The organism is Sphingobacterium sp. UBA1498 (assembly GCF_002325125.1).
Taxonomy (GTDB): Bacteria; Bacteroidota; Bacteroidia; order Sphingobacteriales; family Sphingobacteriaceae; genus Sphingobacterium.
This window is the reverse complement of sequence record NZ_DCRG01000004.1, coordinates 192,698-215,236: the sequence shown is the minus strand read 5'-3', so window position 1 is coordinate 215,236 and position 22,539 is coordinate 192,698. Positions and strand designations below refer to the sequence as shown.

At 36.1% G+C, this 22,539-nt stretch carries 21 protein-coding genes; 20 read left to right on the top strand and 1 reads right to left on the bottom strand.

Going from position 1 to position 22,539, the window contains the following annotated elements:
- The first annotated feature begins 19 nt into the window (after positions 1-19).
- The 15 genes from B3139_RS03810 to B3139_RS03740 are packed head-to-tail and all read left to right on the top strand — an operon-like array spanning position 20 to position 14,667.
- Positions 20-778: a sugar phosphate nucleotidyltransferase gene (locus tag B3139_RS03810; RefSeq protein ID WP_293879928.1), complete on the top strand. Its 759-nt coding sequence runs from the start codon at positions 20-22 to the stop codon at positions 776-778.
- A complete protein-coding gene (locus B3139_RS03805) occupies positions 768-1,808 on the top strand; it encodes an NAD-dependent epimerase/dehydratase family protein (protein WP_293879926.1) in 1,041 nt (346 codons plus the stop codon). The genes B3139_RS03810 and B3139_RS03805 overlap by 11 nt, the downstream gene beginning before the upstream one ends.
- A complete protein-coding gene (locus B3139_RS03800; protein WP_293879924.1) occupies positions 1,805-2,935 on the top strand; it encodes a glycosyltransferase in 1,131 nt (376 codons plus the stop codon). The genes B3139_RS03805 and B3139_RS03800 overlap by 4 nt, the downstream gene beginning before the upstream one ends.
- Complete coding sequence (locus B3139_RS03795; RefSeq protein ID WP_293879922.1) at positions 2,935-4,176, top strand: oligosaccharide flippase family protein; 1,242 nt, start codon at positions 2,935-2,937, stop codon at positions 4,174-4,176. Before B3139_RS03800 ends, B3139_RS03795 begins: the two co-directional genes overlap by 1 nt.
- Positions 4,173-5,270, top strand: a complete 1,098-nt coding sequence (locus B3139_RS03790) for an EpsG family protein (RefSeq protein WP_349676333.1) — start codon at positions 4,173-4,175, stop codon at positions 5,268-5,270. The genes B3139_RS03795 and B3139_RS03790 overlap by 4 nt, the downstream gene beginning before the upstream one ends.
- A complete protein-coding gene (locus B3139_RS03785) occupies positions 5,260-6,432 on the top strand; it encodes a glycosyltransferase (protein ID WP_293879920.1) in 1,173 nt (390 codons plus the stop codon). Before B3139_RS03790 ends, B3139_RS03785 begins: the two co-directional genes overlap by 11 nt.
- Positions 6,433-6,437: 5 nt before the next feature.
- Entirely contained in the window at positions 6,438-7,334 is an 897-nt protein-coding gene (locus tag B3139_RS03780; RefSeq protein ID WP_293879918.1) for a hypothetical protein, read from the top strand.
- Between the two features lie 6 nt (positions 7,335-7,340).
- Positions 7,341-8,375 (top strand): polysaccharide biosynthesis protein, encoded by a 1,035-nt coding sequence (locus tag B3139_RS03775; protein ID WP_293879916.1) that lies wholly within the window; start codon positions 7,341-7,343, stop codon positions 8,373-8,375.
- 13 nt (positions 8,376-8,388) lie between these two features.
- Complete coding sequence (locus B3139_RS03770; RefSeq protein WP_293879914.1) at positions 8,389-8,811, top strand: WxcM-like domain-containing protein; 423 nt, start codon at positions 8,389-8,391, stop codon at positions 8,809-8,811.
- Positions 8,812-8,823: 12 nt separating this feature from the next.
- Complete coding sequence (locus B3139_RS03765) at positions 8,824-9,939, top strand: NAD-dependent epimerase/dehydratase family protein (RefSeq protein WP_293879912.1); 1,116 nt, start codon at positions 8,824-8,826, stop codon at positions 9,937-9,939.
- Positions 9,940-9,970: 31 nt separating this feature from the next.
- Entirely contained in the window at positions 9,971-11,110 is a 1,140-nt protein-coding gene (gene wecB / locus B3139_RS03760; protein WP_293879910.1) for a non-hydrolyzing UDP-N-acetylglucosamine 2-epimerase, read from the top strand.
- A 4-nt stretch (positions 11,111-11,114) separates the two neighbouring features.
- On the top strand, positions 11,115-12,308 hold the full coding sequence (locus B3139_RS03755) for a glycosyltransferase family 4 protein (RefSeq protein WP_293879908.1): 1,194 nt from the start codon (positions 11,115-11,117) through the stop codon (positions 12,306-12,308).
- Positions 12,309-12,311: 3 nt separating this feature from the next.
- Entirely contained in the window at positions 12,312-12,917 is a 606-nt protein-coding gene (locus B3139_RS03750; RefSeq protein WP_293879906.1) for a sugar transferase, read from the top strand.
- Positions 12,918-12,922: 5 nt separating this feature from the next.
- Positions 12,923-13,519 carry an acetyltransferase gene (locus tag B3139_RS03745; protein WP_293879904.1) on the top strand — a complete coding sequence of 199 codons (597 nt, stop codon included), beginning with the start codon at positions 12,923-12,925 and terminating at the stop codon, positions 13,517-13,519.
- A gap of 11 nt (positions 13,520-13,530) precedes the next feature.
- The gene (locus tag B3139_RS03740; RefSeq protein ID WP_293879902.1) at positions 13,531-14,667 is read left to right on the top strand and encodes a DegT/DnrJ/EryC1/StrS family aminotransferase; all 1,137 of its coding nucleotides are present in this window, start codon (positions 13,531-13,533) and stop codon (positions 14,665-14,667) included.
- Positions 14,668-14,737: 70 nt separating this feature from the next.
- Here B3139_RS03740 and B3139_RS03735 read toward each other — a convergent pair whose 3' ends face one another.
- On the bottom strand, positions 14,738-15,841 hold the full coding sequence (locus B3139_RS03735) for a nucleotidyltransferase family protein (protein ID WP_293879900.1): 1,104 nt from the start codon (positions 15,839-15,841) through the stop codon (positions 14,738-14,740).
- Positions 15,842-16,178: 337 nt separating this feature from the next.
- On the opposite strand from B3139_RS03735, the gene B3139_RS03730 reads away from it, so the two are divergent.
- The 5 genes from B3139_RS03730 to gldN all read left to right on the top strand — a co-directional run bounded on the left by B3139_RS03730 (position 16,179) and on the right by gldN (position 22,526).
- Entirely contained in the window at positions 16,179-16,961 is a 783-nt protein-coding gene (locus B3139_RS03730) for a polysaccharide biosynthesis/export family protein (protein WP_310078965.1), read from the top strand.
- Positions 16,962-16,969: 8 nt separating this feature from the next.
- On the top strand, positions 16,970-19,363 hold the full coding sequence (locus B3139_RS03725; protein ID WP_293879898.1) for a GumC family protein: 2,394 nt from the start codon (positions 16,970-16,972) through the stop codon (positions 19,361-19,363).
- Between the two features lie 131 nt (positions 19,364-19,494).
- Positions 19,495-20,187, top strand: coding sequence for an outer membrane beta-barrel protein (locus tag B3139_RS03720; protein WP_293879896.1), 693 nt, complete (start codon positions 19,495-19,497; stop codon positions 20,185-20,187).
- A gap of 27 nt (positions 20,188-20,214) precedes the next feature.
- Positions 20,215-21,510 carry an SUMF1/EgtB/PvdO family nonheme iron enzyme gene (locus tag B3139_RS03715; protein WP_293879894.1) on the top strand — a complete coding sequence of 432 codons (1,296 nt, stop codon included), beginning with the start codon at positions 20,215-20,217 and terminating at the stop codon, positions 21,508-21,510.
- A 32-nt stretch (positions 21,511-21,542) separates the two neighbouring features.
- A complete protein-coding gene (gldN, locus tag B3139_RS03710) occupies positions 21,543-22,526 on the top strand; it encodes a gliding motility protein GldN (RefSeq protein WP_293879892.1) in 984 nt (327 codons plus the stop codon).
- Positions 22,527-22,539: the final 13 nt, after the last annotated feature.

Here is a 22,539-nt window from a genome sequence, read left to right as displayed (position 1 = left end):
AAATCAAATAAGACTTAATATGAAAACGCTGATCTTAGCGGCTGGTTATGCCACACGCTTATATCCATTGACCAAAAATTTTCCTAAGCCATTGTTGGCTATTGGTGGACAGACAATTTTGGATCGTTTGGTTGCGCAGTTGGATAAGCTTGCTATTGTTACTGAGCATATTGTAGTAAGCAATGCGACATTTTATCACCATTTTGAGGATTGGCGATCTGTAAGCAACTATCAGAAAATAGTGACCGTACTAAATGATGGTACAACGAGTAATGAAAACCGTCTCGGGGCCGTAAATGATATTTTATTCGCTATTAAGGAATTATCTATTGAAGAAGATTTACTGGTTTTAGCTGGGGATAATGTTGTTACATTTTCTTTTGCGGATTTTGTCCAGTTTGCAGGGGTAAAAGGTACAAGTTGTATCACCTGTCATGAGGAGCCTTCAATTCATGCCTTACAAAAGACAGGCGTGTTAAAAATGAATGAAAATCAACTAGTCGAAGCCATTTATGAGAAACCGGAAGTTCCGCCATCCCATTGGGCAGTTCCACCATTTTATTACTATAAAGCTGGTGATTTGCCTCTAATTCAGACAGCTGTGGAGCAAGGCTGCGATTACGATGCACCAGGTAATCTGGCTGCATGGCTTTGTACTCATACAGATGTATATGCGTGGCCTATTAACGGCAGAAGGTTTGACATCGGCGATCTGGCTGCTTATGAATTTGCACAAAAAGAATTTGGAGAATTAACAAAAACAAGTGATGAATTATAAGAAAATATTGGTAACCGGTGCCGCGGGATTTATCGGCTTTCATCTGTGTAAACTTTTAGCGGAGCAAGGAAATGTTGTCGTAGGTTTAGATAACATCAATGATTATTATGATGTTAATTTAAAGTATGCACGTCTCCATGAATTGGGGATAGATCGCTCTCAAGCTGAACAGTTTAACCATAAAGCGACTTCAGGTATTTATACTAACTTGACATTTCTACGGATGAATTTAGAAGACAGAGAGGAATTACCAACGCTTTTTCAAGAAGAGTCTTTTGATGCTGTTGTTAATTTGGCGGCACAAGCGGGCGTTCGCTATAGCCTGGAAAATCCAATGGCTTACGTTGATAGTAATTTAGTGGGTTTTGTCAATATTTTAGAATGCTGCCGCCACCACAAGATTGGCCATTTAGTCTATGCTTCTAGTTCATCCGTTTATGGGGAAAATGGAAAAGTTCCTTTTTCTGAGGAGGACCGTGTAGACTATCCTGTGAGTTTATATGCCGCCACAAAGAAAGCCAATGAATTGATGGCCCATACCTACAGTCACCTTTATCAAGTTCCAACGACGGGTTTACGATTTTTTACGGTGTATGGACCTTGGGGTAGGCCGGATATGGCACCTATACTTTTTGCTTCAGCTATTAGTGATGGGCGCCCTATCAAAGTATTCAATAATGGCGATATGAGCCGCGATTTTACTTATATCGATGATATTATTGAAGGAATTATAATTGCGCTTAATAGCCCAAGGCAAATAGCAAAAGATCATTCCTTCTATCAAGTGTTCAATATTGGGAACGGCTTTCCAGTTTCGTTAATGGAGTTTATTGAAACATTAGAGTATAGTTTAGGAGAAATAGCTGAAAAGACTTTATTACCAATGCAGCCAGGAGATGTTCCGAGGACCTGGGCAGATACAAGGAATTTAAATAAATTAGGCTATCAAAGCACTATATCCATTAGCCTTGGTGTAAAAGAGTTTGTTAAATGGTATAAAGGTTATTACATTAATGAAAATAAAAAATGAGGATAATTATTAATACTGCTACTATACATTTAGGAGGTGCTTTACAAGTCGCGATTAATATTATCAAGAATAGCTTTTTGCAAAGTTCTTCCGAGATTTACTATATCTCAAATCGGGCCGTATATGATGCCTGTCCTACTGACATATCAAAGACTCTCATCGTTGATCAATCTCCTGCTTCTATTTTACGACTAAAACTTAAACGACAAATAAAATCTTTTGCAAATTCCTTAAATCCAGATATTATTTATTCTGTTGGGGCACCCTCATATATTAATTTTAAGCAAAAAGAGGTGCTCCGTTTAACAAATCCATGGATTATAAATAGTTTAGACTCCAGTGTATATCAGATTTATAACTTTAGGGAAAGATTGTTAATGAAATTAAAAGTAATTATTCAGCGATTTTATTTAGTAAATGCTATTTATTATATAACCCAAACTAATGATGCTAAAGATAAAATAGTCTCGAATCTAAAGAAGTGTGCCGATAATGTTTTTGTTGTAGAAAATACTTTTTCACTTACATTCAAGGAATATATTGGTAAGAACTTTGCTAGAAATTATGATTCTACAATTAACGTTCTATCAATCGCGGCTCCTTACCCACATAAGAATTTACTCTTACTTGTAAAAATCGCGAAGTTATTAAAAGAAAGTAACGACCATAAATTTCAATTCTTTATTACCTACCCAGTTGAAGAATTTATGCATTCCGCGTTATATAAAATGATAAAGAAGAATAATGTTGAGAAGTATTTTACGAATTTAGGTAAAGTAAGTCTATCAGATTTGCCGGATATATATAAAAAAACTCATATTTTACTTTTGCCAACTTTACTTGAGGTATTTTCTGCCTCTTTATTGGAGGCTATGGTTTTTAATTTACCAATAATTACAACAGAATTTTCATTTAATACGGAAGTGTGTGGCAATGGAGCTTTATATTTAAAAAACCCATTTGATGGGGAGGAAGCATTAGATAAACTACAAAAGCTGATGAACAAGAGCTTTAGGGATGAATTGTTGGAAAAGAGTAGAAAAAATTTTGAAGAAAAAATTACTTGGGAAAATGTTTATGATAAACATTTCAAAATATTGCAAAATATTTATAATTCAGACAATTGATGGGAACGATATTAAAGAATAAAACTTTAAATCAAGCATTTCTTTTATTTGGTTCCACAATTTTCGGAATGTTTTTTTTACTCGGGGCGAATTTTTTTCTAACGAAGCTAATCTCTCCACATTCATTCGGAGATTACTCTTTTATACTGAATCTTTTTAACTTTTTACAGGTTATTTTTAATTTTGGTTTTTTTTATTCGATAAATAGAACATTGTCTTTAGCAGATACCCAGGAGAAAGAACGAGAAATTTATGGTTTAGGAATTTTTTTTGTTGGTATTCTAGCTTTACCGTTAGGGTTATGCACAATGATCTATTGTCGGATTTCTTTAATTAATAACCCGCAAATATATAATTTGATAACAGGTTTGATACCATTTTCAGTGATATTTTTATTTACAAATTTTAACGAATTAATTTTACAGGGTGGGAATCGAATTGGGCAACTTGCATTTTCGCGATTTGTTCCTAGGTGTTTATATTTTCTTATTCTTTGTGGTATTTACTTTAAGGGTAAGCAATTGGGACTTACGACTCAAAGTTATTTGTTTTTGAATATCGCTTCAATGGCGATAGCATATATTTTAATCATTATTGTTGTCAAGCCCAGCTTTTTAAATCTTAAGAAGAATTTAATAAATATATTCAAAATAAATAAAGATTTTGGATTAAACGTATATTTAGGGGCAGTTGTATCTTTGGGAGCTTCATCTCTATCGGGAATACTAATTAGCTATTTTGGCGTGTCAAATTTGGAGGTTGGTTATTATGCAATAGCATTACAGTTTACTGCTCCACTGACTTTGATACCAAATGTTATTGCCACTTCATCATTTAAATCATTTACCCAAAATAAAAGCATTGATAAAAAGCTGTTCTTAATCACCATTTGTATTGCTTTCTGCTCATTAATTTTCCTATTCTTTTTTTCGGGGAAAATCATAGAAATAATTTATGGTAGTTCTTATCGTCATGCAATACCCTTAGTTAGGTTGTCGTCATTTGGAGCAGTGTTTTATGGATTGTCAGATTTTTTTAACAGATTTTTATTGGCAAATGGGCAAGGAAAAACTCTCCGAAATGCATCATTCTTTGTTGGTTGTACTTTATTAATTTGTAATATTCTATTTATCAAACTTTTCGGTGGAATCGGTGCTTCCATAGGATATGTTTCCGCAGGAGTTTGTTATTTAATTATAATAGTTTATTATTATAGGAAATTCTTAAGGAGTAATGTATGATAATTATATTTTCGATATTTATTATAATGGCTATTTTTTGTTGCATTAATCCTAAATCCAAAACTTTATGCGCCTTGTTTTTCGTATTTATGTGGATACTTTGGGGCTGGAATTGTTGGAATGGAGATTATGATGCATATAAAATGTTATTTGAATCGTCGGGGGATATGTATAGACGAAACATAGTTACCGAATATGGCTTCAATTTGTTAAATGAGTTTTTTTTATATTTAGGATTTACTTTTCAAGGTTATATGATCGTCATTTCCTTTGTGGTATTATATGTTTTCTATTTATTTACCCAACGGATATGCCCCTATCCGGCATTTTTCTCACTTATATACTTTGTTATATTTATAATGGAGTACGTTTTCACACGAAATTACATAACCCATGCGCTTCTAATCACTGCTATTATGGTAATTTTAGGAGATTCACCTAGAAAAAAGTTGATTTTTTTGTGCCTAGTTTTAGTTGGTGGATCATTCCATAGAACAGGTTTGTTATTTTTGCCTTTTTATTTTATAATTGATCGTGAAGAGTCTTTGAATATCAAAAAGGTAGGCTTGGCTAATGGGGTAGCTTTATTGCTGTCCGTTATTTTGTTTGGACAATATATTCTACCTCTGCTAGGAGACGTTGCACAAAATAAATTTGCTACTTATGAATCAGGAGGAGGATTTTCATCCATTTTCTTTGCTCATTTAATTCTTGTTATATTGACTGTAATCCTTTTAAAAAAGCTTTTACAAAAGATATCTTTCGGCGAGAAAGAGAGAAAGCAAATAGTTTTTATTATAAACTTTAACTTGGTGTCATTGTTTTATTTAAGTTTATATTATCATGTGCCCTATTTTGGGAGATTTATGAGATGTTTATTCTCAATTGACATTCTTTTTATGCTGTATGCAGTTTATTTCTTAAGTAAAACGAATTACATTGTAAAATCAAGAGTAATTTTGGTATCAGTATTGGTTGCTTTATTTATAATGTTTTCAAAAAGTACTTTGTCACTCACTTTGTATCCAATTCTGAAGAAGAATTTAATTTTCGGTGTTGAAAATTACATACCAGATTTGAATCATGTTAAGTAAAAGAAAGAAAAAGTATGCTATGATTTTCTTAGGCCCGTTTCCTAAAGGAAATGTATCGACACTAAGAATAATATCTTATTGTAAAGAGCTCGTTGAGCAAGGGCACTACGTCTGTGTTTATTTATTGGCACCGACTAAGGAGTCGGGTGTTAATACTGAAAGGAAAGGGCAATTTAATGGGATTGACTTTATTTATGTCTCAAAAGTTACTTGGAGAAGGAATAATGTATCTACCTTAATAAAAGGAGGGTATTATATGTATGGTGTTTTCGCTGCTTTATTTTTGCTTTCAAAAAATAAGACGGATTGTATTCTGACCTACTATTTTAGCCCAATATCGAATCTAGTTTTTGGCTTGTATGCAAAAATTAGGAGGATAGAATTTATCTTAGATAAAACTGAATATCCTAAGAATTTTTTTAATGCAAGTTCCCTAAAGAGGAAATTTATAGAATGTAATTTAAGAGCTTTTGATAAAATAATAACTATTTCTCACGAGCTAAAATCATTTTATGGTAGAATTGTAGGTAATAAAAATGTTTTTTTACTGCCAATGAGTATTGATCCTCAAAGGTATAGTGATATTATTCCATATAATAACTTACATCCTTATATAGCAGTAGTTTTCGGAACTCATAATCGAGATAACATATTGGATTCTATTAAAAGCTACATAGAGTTTTCAAGCTATAAACAGAATAGAAAGGTAGAGCTTTTTTTGATCGGAAATTATCAAAAGTTAATAGCCAATCACCCATCTTTAAGCGAAATGGATTGCCTTATCAAAAATACACCAAATATAAAAGTAATGGGTATGATTGATAACGCTCTTATTCCTTCTTTTCTAAAGGGAGCTTCTTGCCTTTTATCTACTCCCGTTAAGTATATTTCTGGGGGATTTCCAACAAAATTAGGAGAATATCTGCTCTCGGGTAAACCTGTTGTTATTACGAATGTTGGTGAAATACCATTTTATTTAAAGGATAATGAAACTGCGTTTTTATGTAATCCTGGTGATATTACTGGAATCGCCAAAAGGATAGATGATGTCTTTGAAAATTATAATAGGGCTAAGATTGTTGGGGATAATGGGCGAAATCTTGCACTTACTGTTTTTAATGCAAAAACATATATAAATGAATTAATTGACTTTATTAATTAGATAAAATGAAAAAAAAACTATTGTTAATTTTGTTCTTCTATTTTACTCAAGTTATTTACGGACAGACTAAAAGAGACTTTTTGGTCTTCGACGCTATAATGATTAAAGAGAAAGAAAACCTTTATAAATATGGATTTAGTAAAATAAATATGATTTATGAAGATTCTTTACTTGTGATCAATAGGTCTTCTCCTAATAATCCTAATATGCGACTATTCGATAACACTAAATTTAGGAGATCTCAACGTTATATTGATAGCAAATTTCCAATATGTGTTGATATTGAAAGATGGACACTTTATGAGAAAGATTTAGATACAAATATTCCCAAGTTTTTAAATGTCACTAATATATTTAAACAAAAATATCCGTCAACAGATTTCGGATTTTATGGTGTTTTACCTTTTGCGGATTTGTATATCTACGATAAAGTGGGACCACTGAAGAAGGATTTTTTGGGTAGAAGCTGGTTGAATAAGAAAGGCGAGGACTGGTGGAGTACTTGGAATAAAATAAACAACCAAATGAGTGCTATTGCCAGAAAGAATGAAATTGCATTTCCAAGTTGTTATACAAGGTTTAAAGATAAAGACTCATGGTTACAAGCCACAAAATTGCAAGTTCAGATGATAAGAAAGCTAAATCCTAAGATTAAAATCTATGCTTTTCTTTGGCCTCAATATTATGCTAAGGGAACAAGTGCAGATGAACAATATATCGAAGATGATTTTTGGAATTTTCAGCTAGAGAATATATATAAATTATGTGACGGAGCTGTAATTTGGATGCCACCTTTCAATAGTAGTGATAGAAAGAAAATTAATTGGAATAGAAATCAATCTTGGCTTGTCACAACGAAAAAGTTTTTAAATAAGTATAGTATTAAATCTAATATACAATAAATAGTAATGGAAATTAAAGATAAAGTTTTGTTGATAACAGGTGGTACTGGATCCTTCGGAACAGCTGTTTTAAATCGTTTTTTGAAAACGGACCATTTTAAAGAGATTCGTATCTTTTCTCGCGATGAGAAGAAACAGGATGACATGCGCAACCTTTATAGAAATGATAAAATCAAATATTACATCGGCGATGTACGAGATTTTACTTCGGTTGAGCCCGCTACTAGAGGCGTAGACTACATCTTTCATGCGGCTGCATTGAAGCAAGTTCCATCCTGTGAGTTTTTTCCAATGCAGGCTGTGAAAACAAATGTGGAAGGTACTCAAAATGTTATCCGGGCTGCTGCTTCTAACGGTGTGAAAAAAGTAATCTGTTTGAGTACAGATAAAGCTGCTTATCCTATCAACGCGATGGGTATCTCCAAAGCTATGATGGAAAAAGTCGCTGTTGCAGAAGCTCGTAATTTAACAGATACTGTAGTGTGTTTAACACGCTATGGGAATGTAATGGCATCTAGAGGTTCTGTAATACCTTTATTCTTAAATCAGATTCAAAAGGGCGAGCCTATTACCATTACAGATCCTAATATGTCTCGTTTCTTTATGTCTCTTGAAGATGCAGTCGATCTAGTATTGTTCGCTTTTGAGCATGCTAACCCAGGTGATTTATTCGTTAACAAAGCGCCTGCTGGTTCTATTGGGGATTTGGCAAAAGCTTTAATTGAGTTGACAGGTAAGGAGGTTCCAATTAAAATTATCGGTACCCGCCATGGAGAGAAGCTTTATGAAACGCTTTGTACCCGTGAAGAAATGTTGAAAGCGGAAGATATGGGAGATTTCTACCGCGTTCCAGCAGATAACCGAGACCTAAATTATGCGAAATATTTTTCGGAAGGCGAAGAGGACGTTTCGAAAATTGAAGATTACCATTCTCATAATACTGAACAACAGGGTGTTGAGGGACTGAAGAAACTTGTCTCAAAACTTCCTTTGATTCGTAAAGAAGTGTTCGGTGAAGACGTCATGCAATATCCATACTAAGTAGTTTTTAATTATGTTAGATTTTATTCAAGGGGGGATAGCTAAGGATCACCGTGGTCAGATTCGATTTGTCAATGACTTTGACATGTCCCAAGTAAAGCGTTTTTATATTATTAAAAATACGGATCTTGACCTTGTAAGGGGATGGAGGGCTCACCGGATAGAACAACGCTGGTTTTATGTGTTGTCTGGAAAATTCTCAGTTGACGTGGTTCAAATAGATGACTGGGATCAAGCCTCTACCGATCTTCCTGTGGAAAAAATCATACTTGACAATACAGAAAATAGGGTATTGCACTTGTCATCAGGTTATGGAACTGCATTTCAAGCTTTGGAACCAGAATCGGAGTTATTGGTTTTTGCTGATTATGGCATTGAAAATGCTAAAAATGACGACTATACATATCCTCTAGAATATTTTATAAATAGAAAGTAACTTGTTTTAAATATGAAAATCGGGATAACTGGCCAAAATGGATTTGTAGGCCGCCATCTATATAATACAATTGGATTGCTTGATACAGAATTTGAGCGAATAGAATTTGATAAAAAATTCTTTGAAAGCGATGCTGAGCTGGACAAATTTGTAGCGCAATGTGATGTGATTGTTCATTTAGCAGCAATGAATAGACACGAAAGCGAACAGGTAATCTATGAAACCAATGTTGCTTTGGTAAACAAACTGGTGGGAGCATTGGAAAGGACAGGATCTAAGGCGCATGTTTTGATTTCATCTTCTACACAAGAAGAACGTGATAATCTTTATGGACGTTCTAAACGAGAGGGACGCGAGGCATTAAGATCTTGGGCAGAAAAAAACGGTGGTAAATTGACCGGGTTGTTGATTCCAAATGTGTTTGGATCTTTCGGTAAACCTTTTTATAATTCGTTTATAGCAACTTTCTGCCATCAGCTTACGCACGGAGAAACACCTAGCATCGCCACTGACGGTCAGGTAGGTTTGATCTATGTCCAAGAGTTGGTCGATTTTATTATTGAAGAGATTCGTAAAGGAATGCATAGTCCTTTATGTATTGTCGAGCCAACTTCGTCAAAGAAGGTTTCTGAGGTATTAGAACTTCTGGAAAGTTATAGAAATTTATATCTAGAAAGAGGTGAAATTCCCACATTGAAGGATCGCTTTGAACTAAACTTATTCAACACATATAGATCTTTCATGGATCATCGTGCGGTTTATCCGCGCAAATTTCAGTTACATACAGATCCAAGAGGTACATTTGTCGAAATTATTCGGATGGGTATAGGTGGTCAATCTTCTTACTCCACAACAGTACCCGGGATTACAAGAGGTAACCATTTCCATACGCGCAAAATAGAGCGTTTTGCTGTAATACAAGGAAAGGCACGCATTCAGTTACGTAAAATGGACAGTGATGAGGTAATGGATTTCTACCTGGATGGAACTGAGCCTTCTTATGTTGATATGCCCATTTGGTATACGCATAATATAACGAATGTGGGTGAGGAAGAATTGATAACAATGTTCTGGATTAATGAACCTTACGATCCAGCAGATCCAGATACCTATTTTTTAGAAGTGTAGAAAAATAAAAGCTTTTTAGCTCAATTAGTATATGAAAAAATTAAAAGTAATGACGGTTGTGGGGACACGACCAGAGATTATCCGATTGTCAAGAGTGCTGTCAGCGTTAGACGCTTCAGATGCTGTAGACCACATTATTGTACATACGGGACAAAATTATGATTACGAATTAAATCAAATCTTCTTTGAGGATCTCGGATTACGCAAACCAGACTATTTTTTAGATGCGGCAGGGAAGACGGCTACTGAAACTGTCGGTAATATCCTAATAAAGATAGATCCGCTATTAGAGGAGCTTAAACCAGATGCATTTTTGGTATTAGGGGATACAAATTCTTGTCTATGTGCAATTCCTGCTAAAAAACGTCACATCCCTATTTTCCATATGGAAGCGGGAAATCGTTGTTTCGATCAGCGTGTGCCCGAAGAAACTAATCGCAAAATAGTAGATCATACAGCAGACATTAACTTGACCTATTCTGATATTGCAAGAGAATATTTGTTGCGTGAAGGTCTGCCGGCAGACCGGATCATAAAAACTGGTTCTCCTATGTTCGAAGTACTTAACCATTATTTGCCCCAAATCACTGCTTCTGACGTATTGACTAAATTGGGTTTAGAAGATCGTAAGTTTTTTGTTGTTTCTTCGCATCGTGAAGAAAATATAAATAACGAAAAGAATTTTAAGGGATTGATGGAATCACTGAATACAATCGCAGAGCAATATGGTTACCCTGTAATTGTGTCAACTCATCCGCGTACACGTAACATGATTGACAAAATGGGGATTCAGATGCGGCCTGAAATACAATTTTTAAAACCGTTGGGTTTTCATGATTATAATGCATTGCAAATGCGATCTTTTGCTGTTCTTTCAGACTCCGGTACAATCTCTGAAGAATCATCAATCTTAAATTTCAGAGCGCTAAATATTCGTCAGGCTCATGAAAGGCCAGAGGCTATGGAAGAAGCTTCGGTTATGATGGTCGGATTGTCTCCAGAGCGTGTATTGCAAGGCTTAGTTCAAGTACTAAGACAAGACGTGGATGGCCAGCGAAATTTCCGTCAGGTCGCCGATTATTCAATGCCTAATGTTTCTGAAAAGGTGGTAAGAATCATCATTTCCTATACGGATTATATTAAAAGAACGGTTTGGTCAGAAGAAATCTAATAAAATGAATATTGTCTTTTTAACGCTAGTAGAAATTAACTCCATAGAAGAACGTGGGATTTATCAAGATCTGTTACGGAAATTCCGTGATGAGGGGCACAGTGTTACCATAGTAACTCCTGTGGAAAGAAGACGGAATATTGCGACTAATTTCAAAAAAAAGGACGGAGTAGAAATTCTGCAGGTTAAGACGTTGAATATTCAAAAAACAAATATAATTGAAAAAGGTATTGGTACGCTTGCCATAGAATACCAGTACCTTTCTGCAATTAAGAAATATCTTTCCGATAGAAAATTTGATTTGGTTTTCTATTCTACTCCTCCTATTACTTTTGCAAAAGTCATTGAATACATTAAAAATCGAGACCATGCTAAATCTTACCTTTTGTTAAAAGACATATTTCCGCAAAACGCAGTGGATATGGGAATGTTAAAAAAAGGAGGTATTATACATCGCCAGTTTCTAAAGAAAGAAAAGAGATTATATCAGATATCTGATACGATCGGATGTATGTCTCCAGCAAATGTTAACTTCTTATTGCAGCATAACCCCGAAATATCTTATGAAAAAGTCGAGGTTAATCCAAATACGATCGAGCCTGTCACTGTGGATTATACAGATGAACAAAAGGTGAACATAAGAGAAAAATATGGAATACCAATAGATAAAAAGGTATTCGTATATGGGGGTAATTTGGGCAAGCCACAAGGGTTGGGTTTCTTGTTGGAAACAATAGAGGCTACAAAAAATGAAGAAGTGTTCTTTTTAATTGTGGGAGACGGTACCGAATTTCCAACGATGAAAGCTTGGTTTGATAATCGTCAACCAAACCATGCGAAATTGCTGCAAAGATTGCCAAAAGAAGATTATGATAAATTACTTGCTGCATGTAATATCGGATTGATTTTTTTAGATAGAAATTTTTTAATTCCCAATTTTCCATCGAGATTATTATCATATCTTGAAATGAAAATGCCGGTATTAGTGGCTACAGATCCAAATACAGATATCGGCGATATTGTAGAGAAGGCTAATTGTGGATACAAAGTATTGGCTGGTGATCAAATCGATATGCAGGTCAAAATTAGCAATTTATTAAAAGCTGATTTGAAAGAAATGGGATCTAACGCTGAAAAATTGCTAAGAGATGAATACCTAGTCAACCGGTCCTACCAATTAATCATAAAAAAAATATGAGATATGTATAAGCTATTTTTAAAAAGATTGATTGACTTTATTGTAGCATTTCTAGCGCTCTTGATTTTGAGTCCTGTTTTTATCATTGTAACTATAGGTTTGTATTTTGCTAACGATGGAAAACCTTTCTTTTTCCAATCTAGACCAGGCTTAAATGAAAAGATCTTTAAGATCATCAAGTTTAAGACAATGAATGACAAAAAGGATGCCGATGGAAATCTTTTGCCGGACGCTGACCGTCTAACTCCGATTGGCGCATTCGTTCGAAAAACTTCGCTGGACGAAATTCCTCAACTTATCAATGTACTTAAAGGAGATATGGCGATAATCGGACCAAGGCCATTATTGATACAGTACCTACCGCTATATAATGCAGTACAGCGGAGACGTCATGAAGTTCGGCCGGGGATCACGGGTTGGGCCCAGATTAATGGACGAAATGCAATTTCATGGAGTAGAAAATTTGAATTAGATATATGGTATGTTGATCATGTTAGCTTCAAAACAGATTTAAAAGTTTTCTTTTTAACCTTCAAAAAGGTATTTAAAAGTGAAGGAATATCTGCCGAGGGACACGTGACGATAGAACCCTTCAATGGAAAGAATTAAGTTTTATGTATTTATTTGGCGCAAGTGGACATGGCAAAGTAATTGCTGAGATTTTGGAGAGCAAAGGACTTGGGGTCGATGGTTTTATCGATTCAGACCCGAATAAGTCACTTGTATTAAATTATAACGTGGTAGATAGTATTCCATCGAAAGAAGTGGAGTTGATTATTGCCATAGGGAATAACCACATTCGAAAGAAAATTGTTAACGAAAACCCAGATCAGTTATATGGTATAGCTTTCCATAGAAATGCGAATATTTCGCCAAGAACGACTATCGGAAACGGGACCGTAATTATGGCGGGTGCAACTATTAATGTGGATGCTTTAATTGGAAAACATTGCATTATCAATACGAATGTGTCTGTTGACCACGACTGTATCATTGAAAGTTATGTTCATCTATCGCCCAATGTCGCTTTAGCTGGGAATGTTTCAGTGGGAGAAGGTACACATATTGGTATAGGAGCATGTGTCATTCAAGGCGTTAAGATAGGCTCTTGGTGTACTGTCGGCGCCGGAGCTGTCATCATAAGAGATATTCCTGACGGTTGTACCGTTGTAGGGAATCCCGGCAGAATTATTAAAAATAGCAAGAATTAATTTTATATATCATGTCAGATAAAATATGGTTATCTTCTCCTCATATGGGGGGGAATGAATTAAAATACATTCACGAGGCATTTGATGAAAATTGGGTTGCTCCTCTTGGACCTAATGTGAATGGATTTGAAGAAGATCTTGAACGATTCTTAAATGAAGATGTTAAAGTGGCCGCACTTTCTGCTGGAACTGCAGCCTTACATTTGGCTTTGATAGAGTGTGGGGTAGGGTATGGCGATGAAGTCATTTGCCAGTCGATGACTTTTTCTGCTTCGGCCAATCCAATTGCCTATCAAGGGGCGACTCCTGTATTTATTGATTCTGAAGAAGATACCTGGAACATGTGCCCAATCGCTCTGCGTGAGGCGATAGAAGATCGAATTAAATTAGGAAACAAACCGAAAGCAATAATAGTAGTTCATCTATATGGTATGCCTGCCAAAATGGATGAAATTATTGAAATAGCAAGGGAATTTGATATTCCTGTCATCGAAGATGCAGCGGAAGCATTGGGATCATCATATGACAATCGCTCTTGTGGTACGTTTGGACGTTTTGGTATTTTAAGCTTTAATGGGAATAAAATCATTACAACTTCTGGGGGTGGAGCGTTAGTTTGCCATACAAAAGAGGACAAAGATAAAGCGGTATTTCTTTCTACACAAGCACGTGATAACGCACCACATTATCAGCATTCACATATTGGATATAATTATAGAATGTCGAATATCTGTGCTGGAATTGGAAGAGGGCAAATGGAAGTGTTGAAAGATCGTGTGTCTGCGAGACGTGCAATGACAGCATTCTATTTGAATTTGTTTACTAATATAGATGGAGTGGAAGTATTATCTGAGCCAGATGATAAATTTTATTCTAATCATTGGTTATCGGCAATATTAATTGATCCTGATAAAACCGGTGTAACACGTGAAGATCTTCGCCTAGCCTTATTGGAAGATAATATAGAATCCCGTCCTTTATGGAAACCGATGCATCTTCAGCCTATTTTTGAAAATGCTCCTTATTATGGCGGACAAGTTGCTGAGAAACTTTTTGAAAACGGCCTATGCTTGCCGTCGGGTTCTAATTTGACAGATGAGGAAAAGCAACGCATACAGACAGCAATCTTAAAGGTGTTTTCTAAATAAAGATCGTTTTTAATTGAGGAAGGAGTTTTTGGACCATGATCAAAAACTCTTTCTTTATTTTATTGAACTATTAATCCTTGTCAATTCCAAACCATTTGGAATAAAGATACGTAGTTTGCATAAACAATGCCTCCTGAGGTGCATAGGGGAGGTAGCGAAAAAGGTTATTCCATAATCTCTTTAGTCCATTAGGATGACTCGATATAGCAGAAATTACTTTTCCATTACTATGGCGATCATCATAATAGCCAAAATTCCCGCCATGCCATATTTCTTCCAACATCCAGTCAGCCTCTTTTCCTTCAAGTAATGGAAATGGCAGTGATGATTGGGGTAGGCCTAAATATTTTACCAAGAGGATATGAAGCAAATGTATCCAATTCAATATGCCGGATCGTTTATAGATTGTTTTCAAAGCATCAGTGTCTATAGCAGATATCGTTTGCGCATAGAGGCGTGCAGAATCACAAAGTTGTCGTAACCCCACGCCATAAAAAAGTAAATGTTTTAATATGTGAGCATTAATTTGAAATAATTGGAGCTCCGGAGCGAGAATCTTAATAGGAGTTTCATTTATAAAAATAATCTGTTGTTTGTCACGAAATGAAACCTGTAAATTTTTCAAGTACCTACTCTTAAGTGGGCTTGAAATATCAAAAAGGTCTTTGTGATGTTCGATTGATACATGATTTAGGAAATAATCCAAGCTGAATCCAGATTTGTCATTTATAGTGATTTCTTTCTCTTTTAAGAATTTACGGGCTTTGTCGTAGGTGTTATTTTCAAAATACCAGTCGATGTCTCCGCAGATCCGATGCTTTGGATTGTTGTAAAAATAGGCCACGCCTTGGCCTTTCATCAATAGGGGATGGATATCTTTCGCGGTAAACTCCTTATATTGGGAAGATAAAACACTATTCATTCGCTCATTTTCCCGCTCGATTTGATCAATTCGAACGGTCCATTTTAATAGTAAACTTTGGGGCGGAAGCTGATCCTCATTTAAATAATTGAAACTGTCAAAAATAATTCCCTCTATGGTATGTTTACTAGCATAGAATAAAATTTGTGACCAATCTTCCTTTGTCAATGGTTTTTTAAGAGACAAGGTTCCTTTTTGCCATAATCCAATACGTAAAAGCTGAAACAGAATCTCTCTAAGCTGTTTATCCATCGGTGTAAGTAAAGTTTAGTCTCAAATATAAAGATAATTGTAAAATGAATGCTTGTATAATACTGAATTTATGTTGAGCTAATATAGTTTTGCAAAACCTTTCGTATATTTAAAAACAAATTCATGTATTTAGTATAACATTTGCAATAAATGATTAACCTCTAAATTTAGAAAAGTAAAAAATAAAAAGTATGAAAATATGAATTTAGGCATAAATATTGATGTCGTGATGCCATTCGTTAGATAGCTATTTAAAATTGGCTATTTTCCGTTGTTTAAAGGAAAATGTATATTTTTGTCCTGGGTGAAAAATCAATTTTGTAATTTAAAATAGAACATGCGATTATTTTTTAAGTATGGTTTTACATTAGCATTTTGTGTATTTATGCTAATGATGTTGAATTCCTGTGGATCACGCAGGAGTATGGTGTATTTTCAACCAGACTCGAGTCAAATTAATACCGTGTATGAGCAATACGTCCCAAAGATTCAACCCAATGACATCTTGACGATAGTAGTCACAGCAGCTGATCCAAAGGTGACTGCCCCATTTAATCCTTTAAGTACAATGATGTCAACGAATCTGACACAACAGACTGACTTAGCTCTTCGTCCAACATATACTGTAAATGAAAATGGAAACATTTCATTTCCCATTCTTGGAGAAGTTCACCTAGCTGGTATGACACGGACTGAAGCTATTGAAAAGTTACGTAATGACTTGGGGCAGTATATTAAGGACCCTGGGGTAAATATAAACTTCAATAATTTTAGAGTTTCAGTTTTAGGGGAAGTTGCAAGGCCGGGTTCATTTGTAATGCCTACTGAAAGAGTCACTGTTTTAGAAGCATTAGGCATGGCTGGCGATTTAACTATTCGCGGAGTGAGAGAGAATGTTTTGCTGATCCGTGAAGTTGATGGACAAAAGACTATGCATAGGTTAGATCTTACTCAACAGAAGACTTTAAGTTCACCCTATTATTATTTGGCTCAAAATGATGTAATATACGTTGAACCAAATAAAGCACAAATCAATAATTCTAAGCTAGGCAGTAATACAAATGTGATTATTTCTATTGCTGGACTACTAATTACTGTAATTTCAGTATTGACTCGTTAATCAAATTCATGGAACATAAAACTATACCTTCAAAAGAAAATCAAGAAGAAGATATTAATTTAAGACAGCTCTTCGAACAATATATGTACTATTGGAAATGGTTTATCATTTCAATAGTTGTTATGATTGGCTTGGCTGTAGTTTATTTGCGTTATGCTCAAAAGAGTTATAGCACAACTGCCAAAGTTCTATTGAAAGACGAAAAAAGTGCTTCTGCAGGTGAGCTTGCTGGAATAGCAGAGCTTTCTAGTAGTCTAGGTCTTGGAGGAACGAGAGCGGCTTTTGTCACAGATCAGATTGAGGTTCTTTCTTCAAGAAGATTAATGCGCAAAGTGGTTGATCAACACCATTTGAATATAATTTATGCCGTAAAAGGTAATATTCGAACATCTGAAGTGTTGGAGCGTGACATGCCATTTACTGTTGAACTTGCAGGAAATGCTGACAGTGCAAAAGTCAATATCCAAGTAACGTTGAAAGAAAATCTTAGTATTACTGATCTTATCTCTGGAAAGAAGTCAGCGGCTGGTTTTGACAAAGCCATCAAAGTTGGGAAAAGCACTCTTATTTTTAGAAAAAATGGAGGAAAGTCAATCTCTCCAGAAAACGAGTATGTAATTAAGATCGTACCTACGGATTGGGCTATTGATGAAAACTTAAGTGCTATCGCTATTGCACCAAGTAAAGAAATGCAATCTTATATAGTCAATTTTTCCATGGTATCAACCACCAGGAAAAAGGCAGAATTAATTATAAATACGCTGATCGACGTTTATAATGCAGATTTGACTAACGATAAAATGCGGATGACCAGAGCAACATCCGACTTTATCAATAAGCGTTTAATGCTGATCTCCAAAGATCTTTCTGGTGCCGACGAACAAGCTGCTGAGTTTAAATCAGCGAATTCGATGGTAGATATGGCGACAGAGGCAGGTGTCTTTTTAAACACGGCTTCTGATAACGATAAGAAGGTGTTAGAGTATCGTACGCAGTTACAGTTGGTAGATCACATGAATGATTACCTGAAAGGCCAAGAAGTGGGAAAATTGCTTCCTTCAAACATCGGTTTGCAAGATGCTTCCATTGCAGGATCTATTGAGGCTTATAACAAGTTGGTCTTGGAGCGTGACGATTTATTGAAGTCTGCGTCTGATCAGAACCCTACTGTTATAGCTTTAAATGAAAATATAGCAGAAAGTAGTAGCAATATTCGGAAATCACTCCAAAATTACCAGCGAGTAACCAAATTGGCCCTGAATAGTATTCAACAAAAAGCTAATGAAATAAAAGGCCGGATTAGCTCTATTCCTAATCAGGAGCAAGGTTTCAAAAAGATTTCAAGACAACAGCAAATAGTAGAATCATTATATTTGCTTTTATTACAAAAAAGGGAAGAAAGTGAAGTTAGGGCCGCTGCCACTCCAGATAATTTAAAAGTAATCGATGCCGCATATGAAAATGGTGTACCTGTAGCACCTAAAAAATCATTTATTCTTGTCGGTGCATTAGTATTAGGTTTTTTAATTCCATTCATAATTCTCTATCTGAAATTTTTGCTCGACAACAAAATTCACTCGCGTAAAGACATTGAAGATATTGTTAAAATTCCAGTTTTGGGGGAAATCCCTACGGCCGAAGATACAATTGTGCATCTAAATGACCGTTCGTCGCTGGCAGAAGCATTTCGGATTTTACGCACCAACATGAGCTTTATGTTCGGGGCTGAAAATAAAGATGCGTCTAAAGTTGTTTTCGTAACATCTACGATCTCTGGAGAAGGAAAATCATTTGTGACAACTAACCTTGCTCAAATTCTATCCATGTCTGGTAAAAAAGTGGTTTTGATCGGTGCCGATATTCGAAGCCCAAAAGTATTGGATTATTTGGGCCTGTCACACCTACAGCATACTAATGTGGGGATTACACAGTTTTTGATCAATCCGGAGATGGATGTTGATAATATTATTATTAAAAAGCCCGGAAACTATGATTTTGACGTGATTTATTCTGGCTATATCGCACCAAATCCGGCAGAATTATTAATGAATGGACACTTTGATGATGTGATCAGGTATGCGCGTGAGCAGTATGATTATGTATTGGTGGATACAGCGCCAGTGAGTTTGGTAACAGATACCTTATTAATTGCCCATAATGCTGACTTAACGTTGTATGTATCCCGAGTAGATTATCTAGACAAACGCCTACTTCAAGTGCCACGCGAACTATATGTAGATGGCAAATTGAAAAATCTTGCATCTGTCGTAAATGATGTCGACTTTGCGCGTGGTTATGGTTACGGTTACGGTTATGGCTATGGTTATGGCGACAAAGGGTCTAAAAAAACGGGCTTTGCAAAAGTTTGGCAAGGTTTGAAAGATCGCTTAAATATAAAATAATGGTCTATATAAACTAATTTTGGCCTTATTGTTGTTCAATCCCAAGTCGTAGAAATCGGCTTGGGATTTTTTATTTGATACTATTATAAAGGCTAGGCCGTTCTTATTAATATCTTAATACATTCAACCAAATGAAAAAACTTCTATTATTTAGTTTTATTGCTGTGTGTTGCCTTATATCCAGTTCTGTTTCTGCACAATTCTCCAAGCCAGTAAGCATTGGAGCAGGTGCTGGTGGAACAATCAATTTGACAGATTTAGGTAATGTAGAATCTAAATTCGCTTTTTATGGGGAATTGGACTATTTGATCACGCCATTTATTTCAGTCGGGCTGCATGGCGAGAAAGGAACTTTAGCAGGGAATGGTTACGAGAGCGATTTCAAAAATCGCTATTTTGCAGGTAACATCAACGGAAAAATCCGCGTGGGTCAATTTTTGGAAGGTGCAAAAAATTATAGCTATTACACCTTGCAGGCAAACACACTGTCTCGTATCCTTTCAAACGTGTATGTAGGCGCGGGAGCTGGATTGGTTAAAAACCGAATCTCAAGAAATATTTCAACGCTTTATGCCAATTATCTGGAGTCGGTAGGAGGAGAGATCAGCAAAGATGCAGGTGAAATTCATTTTGTGGTCCCATTAAATGTTGGGGTCGATATTCCTTTCGGACGTACATTATACGGACCGCAATGGGCAATTAATGTGAATTACCAGCATACATTGACATTTAACGATAACCTGGACGGCATAATAAATAAAAATAATGATCAATATGGATTTGTTTCTGTAGGGGTGAAATATGCATTTTTCAATCGTAAATAGGCCAGTTTAAATCTAAATAAAATAATAATGAACATACTAAAAAGTTATAACGGGAATCGTTTCCTCGCGCTTTTTTCTTTTGCTATATTAATAGGTTTTACAGCGTGCAAATCGAATACAGCGATGTATAAAGCGCCAAAAGTAAATGCTTTTAAAGGCGGAAAATTACCACCCCCTCCTGGAATGGTTTACATTCCGTCAGGAACCATTTTGTTCAAAGGATCGTTGGATAGCGGCAACGTGGGTAAAAATGTAAGTGTGAGCGCCTTTTTTATAGATGAAGCGGAAGTAACGAATAAACAATACCGTGAATTTGTTAACTGGGTGGCAGACTCGGTTGCTGTAACCGATTATCTAAAAGATGACCAATATTTTTTGGATATTGCAGGCGAACAGCTGGGACAAAAGCGGATCAATTGGGCGAAAGTAAAGAAGATATCACCCATTTGGAAAAGTAACGATCCTGCTATCCAGGAGCGTATCGCCCCTATGCTTGAAATGCAAGGGAATAGACGGGCACTCAATCCTGAGATGATCAGATATCGTTTCTCTTACCTTCAATCGAAAGGGAATGTAAAAAAGAAATATGTAACGGATACTGTGGCCGTAATGCCAGTAGAAGATATTTGGACTAAAGATTTTCCGAATGCGCAACTTGCGTCCTTAGATGCCAATTACTTCACTCACCCTTCTTTTGATTATTATCCGGTAGTGGGGGTTACTTGGAGGCAGGCGCGTGCATTTACCGACTGGCGTGCAAATGAAATGGCCGCTACGGTATTGAAAAATTCCTATCTCAATGGGTATCAGCTTAGCTTAAGCCTGCCGACAGAGGCGCAATGGCAATATGCGGCATCGGGTAAATTGGATCCACAGGATACGATTGCGGGATCGCGCATGACCATTGATGGAACAGAAGGTAAAAAGAAATTGGCTGTCAATTTTAAACAGGGTGAAGGAACATATTCCCGGGATGGTGCAACTTTTACGCTTCCAGTGAAATCGTATATGCCGAATGCTTTTGGTGTCTATAATATGGCTGGTAATGTGTCTGAATGGACGCTAGATGCTTATAGCCCCTCAGCAGTTGTTTTTGTGAATGACTTAAACCCAGCGCTACTCTACGATGCTGATGAAAAGGATGGCGATGCGTTGAAACGTAAAGTGGTGCGCGGCGGATCTTGGAAAGATAACGGGGAGCAGTTAAATAGTGAAACCAGAAACTACTCCGTAGATTATGAACCACATTCTTATATAGGTTTCCGTTGTGTCATGTCGGCATTTGAAATGCCAACCGTACAAAGTAAAACGCGTAAATATTAATTCGCTGTGGCTTACTATAAAAATCGATAACGATGAAAAAAGAAATAATATTGATAGCGGCGATGGCTTTTGGAGTTGGGTCATTGTTTGCACAACAAGAAACCACAATAGATACTGTACCTGCACAGCAGCGGATGTTGCAAACGGGTGCCTCAACGCCTATAACTTCAGGAGAGGTGATTCAGGATACTATCCCACTAACGGATGGCTTTTATCAGGCCAATAGTATGGAAGATGCTGTACCTTTTGCTTATCCCGAGGTGAATAAAAAGAATATTCGCTTTTACAAACGTGTGTGGCGCGATATTGATCTCAAGGATGAAAAAAATAATCTATTGGCAGTGCCAGGCAATTCATTGATTGAAGTGATCATGAAAGCCATTGAAAAGGGAAAACTATCACTCTATAGTCCGGATGATGATTCGTTTAAAGGGCGATTAAGTGCGCAAGAGGGCATGGCTCGATTTGCAGATAGCGTACTGGTTCCAATCTTTGATGGCGAGGGTAATCAGATTGATTCGAAAATGGCACTGAATGAATTTGATCCTGCACGGGTGACTAAATTTCGTGTTAAAGAGGATATCTTTTTCGACAAACAGCGTAGTAGATTAGAGACACGCATCATTGGCGTGGCACCCTTAATGAATATCACCACTTCAGCAGAACTAGCAGAATCTGTGGGGGCAACGCCGGCATTCTGGTTGTATTTTCCGCAATTGCGTTATAGCTTGATACAGGTCGATATTTCTGATCCGGATAAGGGGCTGTATGATATGACCATGGACGATTTCTTTGTGCAGAACAAATTTGCAAGTACAATCGTTAGGGAATCTTCGCCTGGAATGTTGCAAAATCTGAAAGATACGGAAAATGGAAGCCAACAACTCGACGGTAAAAAAGTGGAGGAAAAGCTGGATGCCTATAAGAAAAGACTGTGGAGCAATCCGAAAGGCGTAAAGGCAGAAGAGCTTGAGGGAAATAAGTCTGAAGTAGAGACAAAAGAAGAGAAATTATAATAAATACGATAAG

Excerpts from the sequence above, each read along its gene's own strand:
- B3139_RS03795 (WP_293879922.1), top strand. The coding sequence starts at position 2,935 with ATGGGAACGATATTAAAGAATAAAACTTTAAATCAAGCATTTCTTTTA.
- B3139_RS03715 (WP_293879894.1), top strand. The coding sequence starts at position 20,215 with ATGAACATACTAAAAAGTTATAACGGGAATCGTTTCCTCGCGCTTTTT.
- gldN (WP_293879892.1), top strand. The coding sequence starts at position 21,543 with ATGAAAAAAGAAATAATATTGATAGCGGCGATGGCTTTTGGAGTTGGG.
- B3139_RS03750 (WP_293879906.1), top strand. The coding sequence starts at position 12,312 with ATGTATAAGCTATTTTTAAAAAGATTGATTGACTTTATTGTAGCATTT.
- B3139_RS03725 (WP_293879898.1), top strand. The coding sequence starts at position 16,970 with ATGGAACATAAAACTATACCTTCAAAAGAAAATCAAGAAGAAGATATT.
- wecB (WP_293879910.1), top strand. The coding sequence starts at position 9,971 with ATGAAAAAATTAAAAGTAATGACGGTTGTGGGGACACGACCAGAGATT.
- B3139_RS03765 (WP_293879912.1), top strand. The coding sequence starts at position 8,824 with ATGAAAATCGGGATAACTGGCCAAAATGGATTTGTAGGCCGCCATCTA.
- B3139_RS03755 (WP_293879908.1), top strand. The coding sequence starts at position 11,115 with ATGAATATTGTCTTTTTAACGCTAGTAGAAATTAACTCCATAGAAGAA.
- B3139_RS03720 (WP_293879896.1), top strand. The coding sequence starts at position 19,495 with ATGAAAAAACTTCTATTATTTAGTTTTATTGCTGTGTGTTGCCTTATA.
- B3139_RS03775 (WP_293879916.1), top strand. The coding sequence starts at position 7,341 with ATGGAAATTAAAGATAAAGTTTTGTTGATAACAGGTGGTACTGGATCC.
- B3139_RS03800 (WP_293879924.1), top strand. The coding sequence starts at position 1,805 with ATGAGGATAATTATTAATACTGCTACTATACATTTAGGAGGTGCTTTA.
- B3139_RS03770 (WP_293879914.1), top strand. The coding sequence starts at position 8,389 with ATGTTAGATTTTATTCAAGGGGGGATAGCTAAGGATCACCGTGGTCAG.
- B3139_RS03735 (WP_293879900.1), bottom strand. The coding sequence starts at position 15,841 with ATGGATAAACAGCTTAGAGAGATTCTGTTTCAGCTTTTACGTATTGGA.
- B3139_RS03745 (WP_293879904.1), top strand. The coding sequence starts at position 12,923 with ATGTATTTATTTGGCGCAAGTGGACATGGCAAAGTAATTGCTGAGATT.
- B3139_RS03730 (WP_310078965.1), top strand. The coding sequence starts at position 16,179 with ATGCGATTATTTTTTAAGTATGGTTTTACATTAGCATTTTGTGTATTT.
- B3139_RS03805 (WP_293879926.1), top strand. The coding sequence starts at position 768 with ATGAATTATAAGAAAATATTGGTAACCGGTGCCGCGGGATTTATCGGC.
- B3139_RS03780 (WP_293879918.1), top strand. The coding sequence starts at position 6,438 with ATGAAAAAAAAACTATTGTTAATTTTGTTCTTCTATTTTACTCAAGTT.
- B3139_RS03740 (WP_293879902.1), top strand. The coding sequence starts at position 13,531 with ATGTCAGATAAAATATGGTTATCTTCTCCTCATATGGGGGGGAATGAA.
- B3139_RS03810 (WP_293879928.1), top strand. The coding sequence starts at position 20 with ATGAAAACGCTGATCTTAGCGGCTGGTTATGCCACACGCTTATATCCA.
- B3139_RS03790 (WP_349676333.1), top strand. The coding sequence starts at position 4,173 with ATGATAATTATATTTTCGATATTTATTATAATGGCTATTTTTTGTTGC.
- B3139_RS03785 (WP_293879920.1), top strand. The coding sequence starts at position 5,260 with ATGTTAAGTAAAAGAAAGAAAAAGTATGCTATGATTTTCTTAGGCCCG.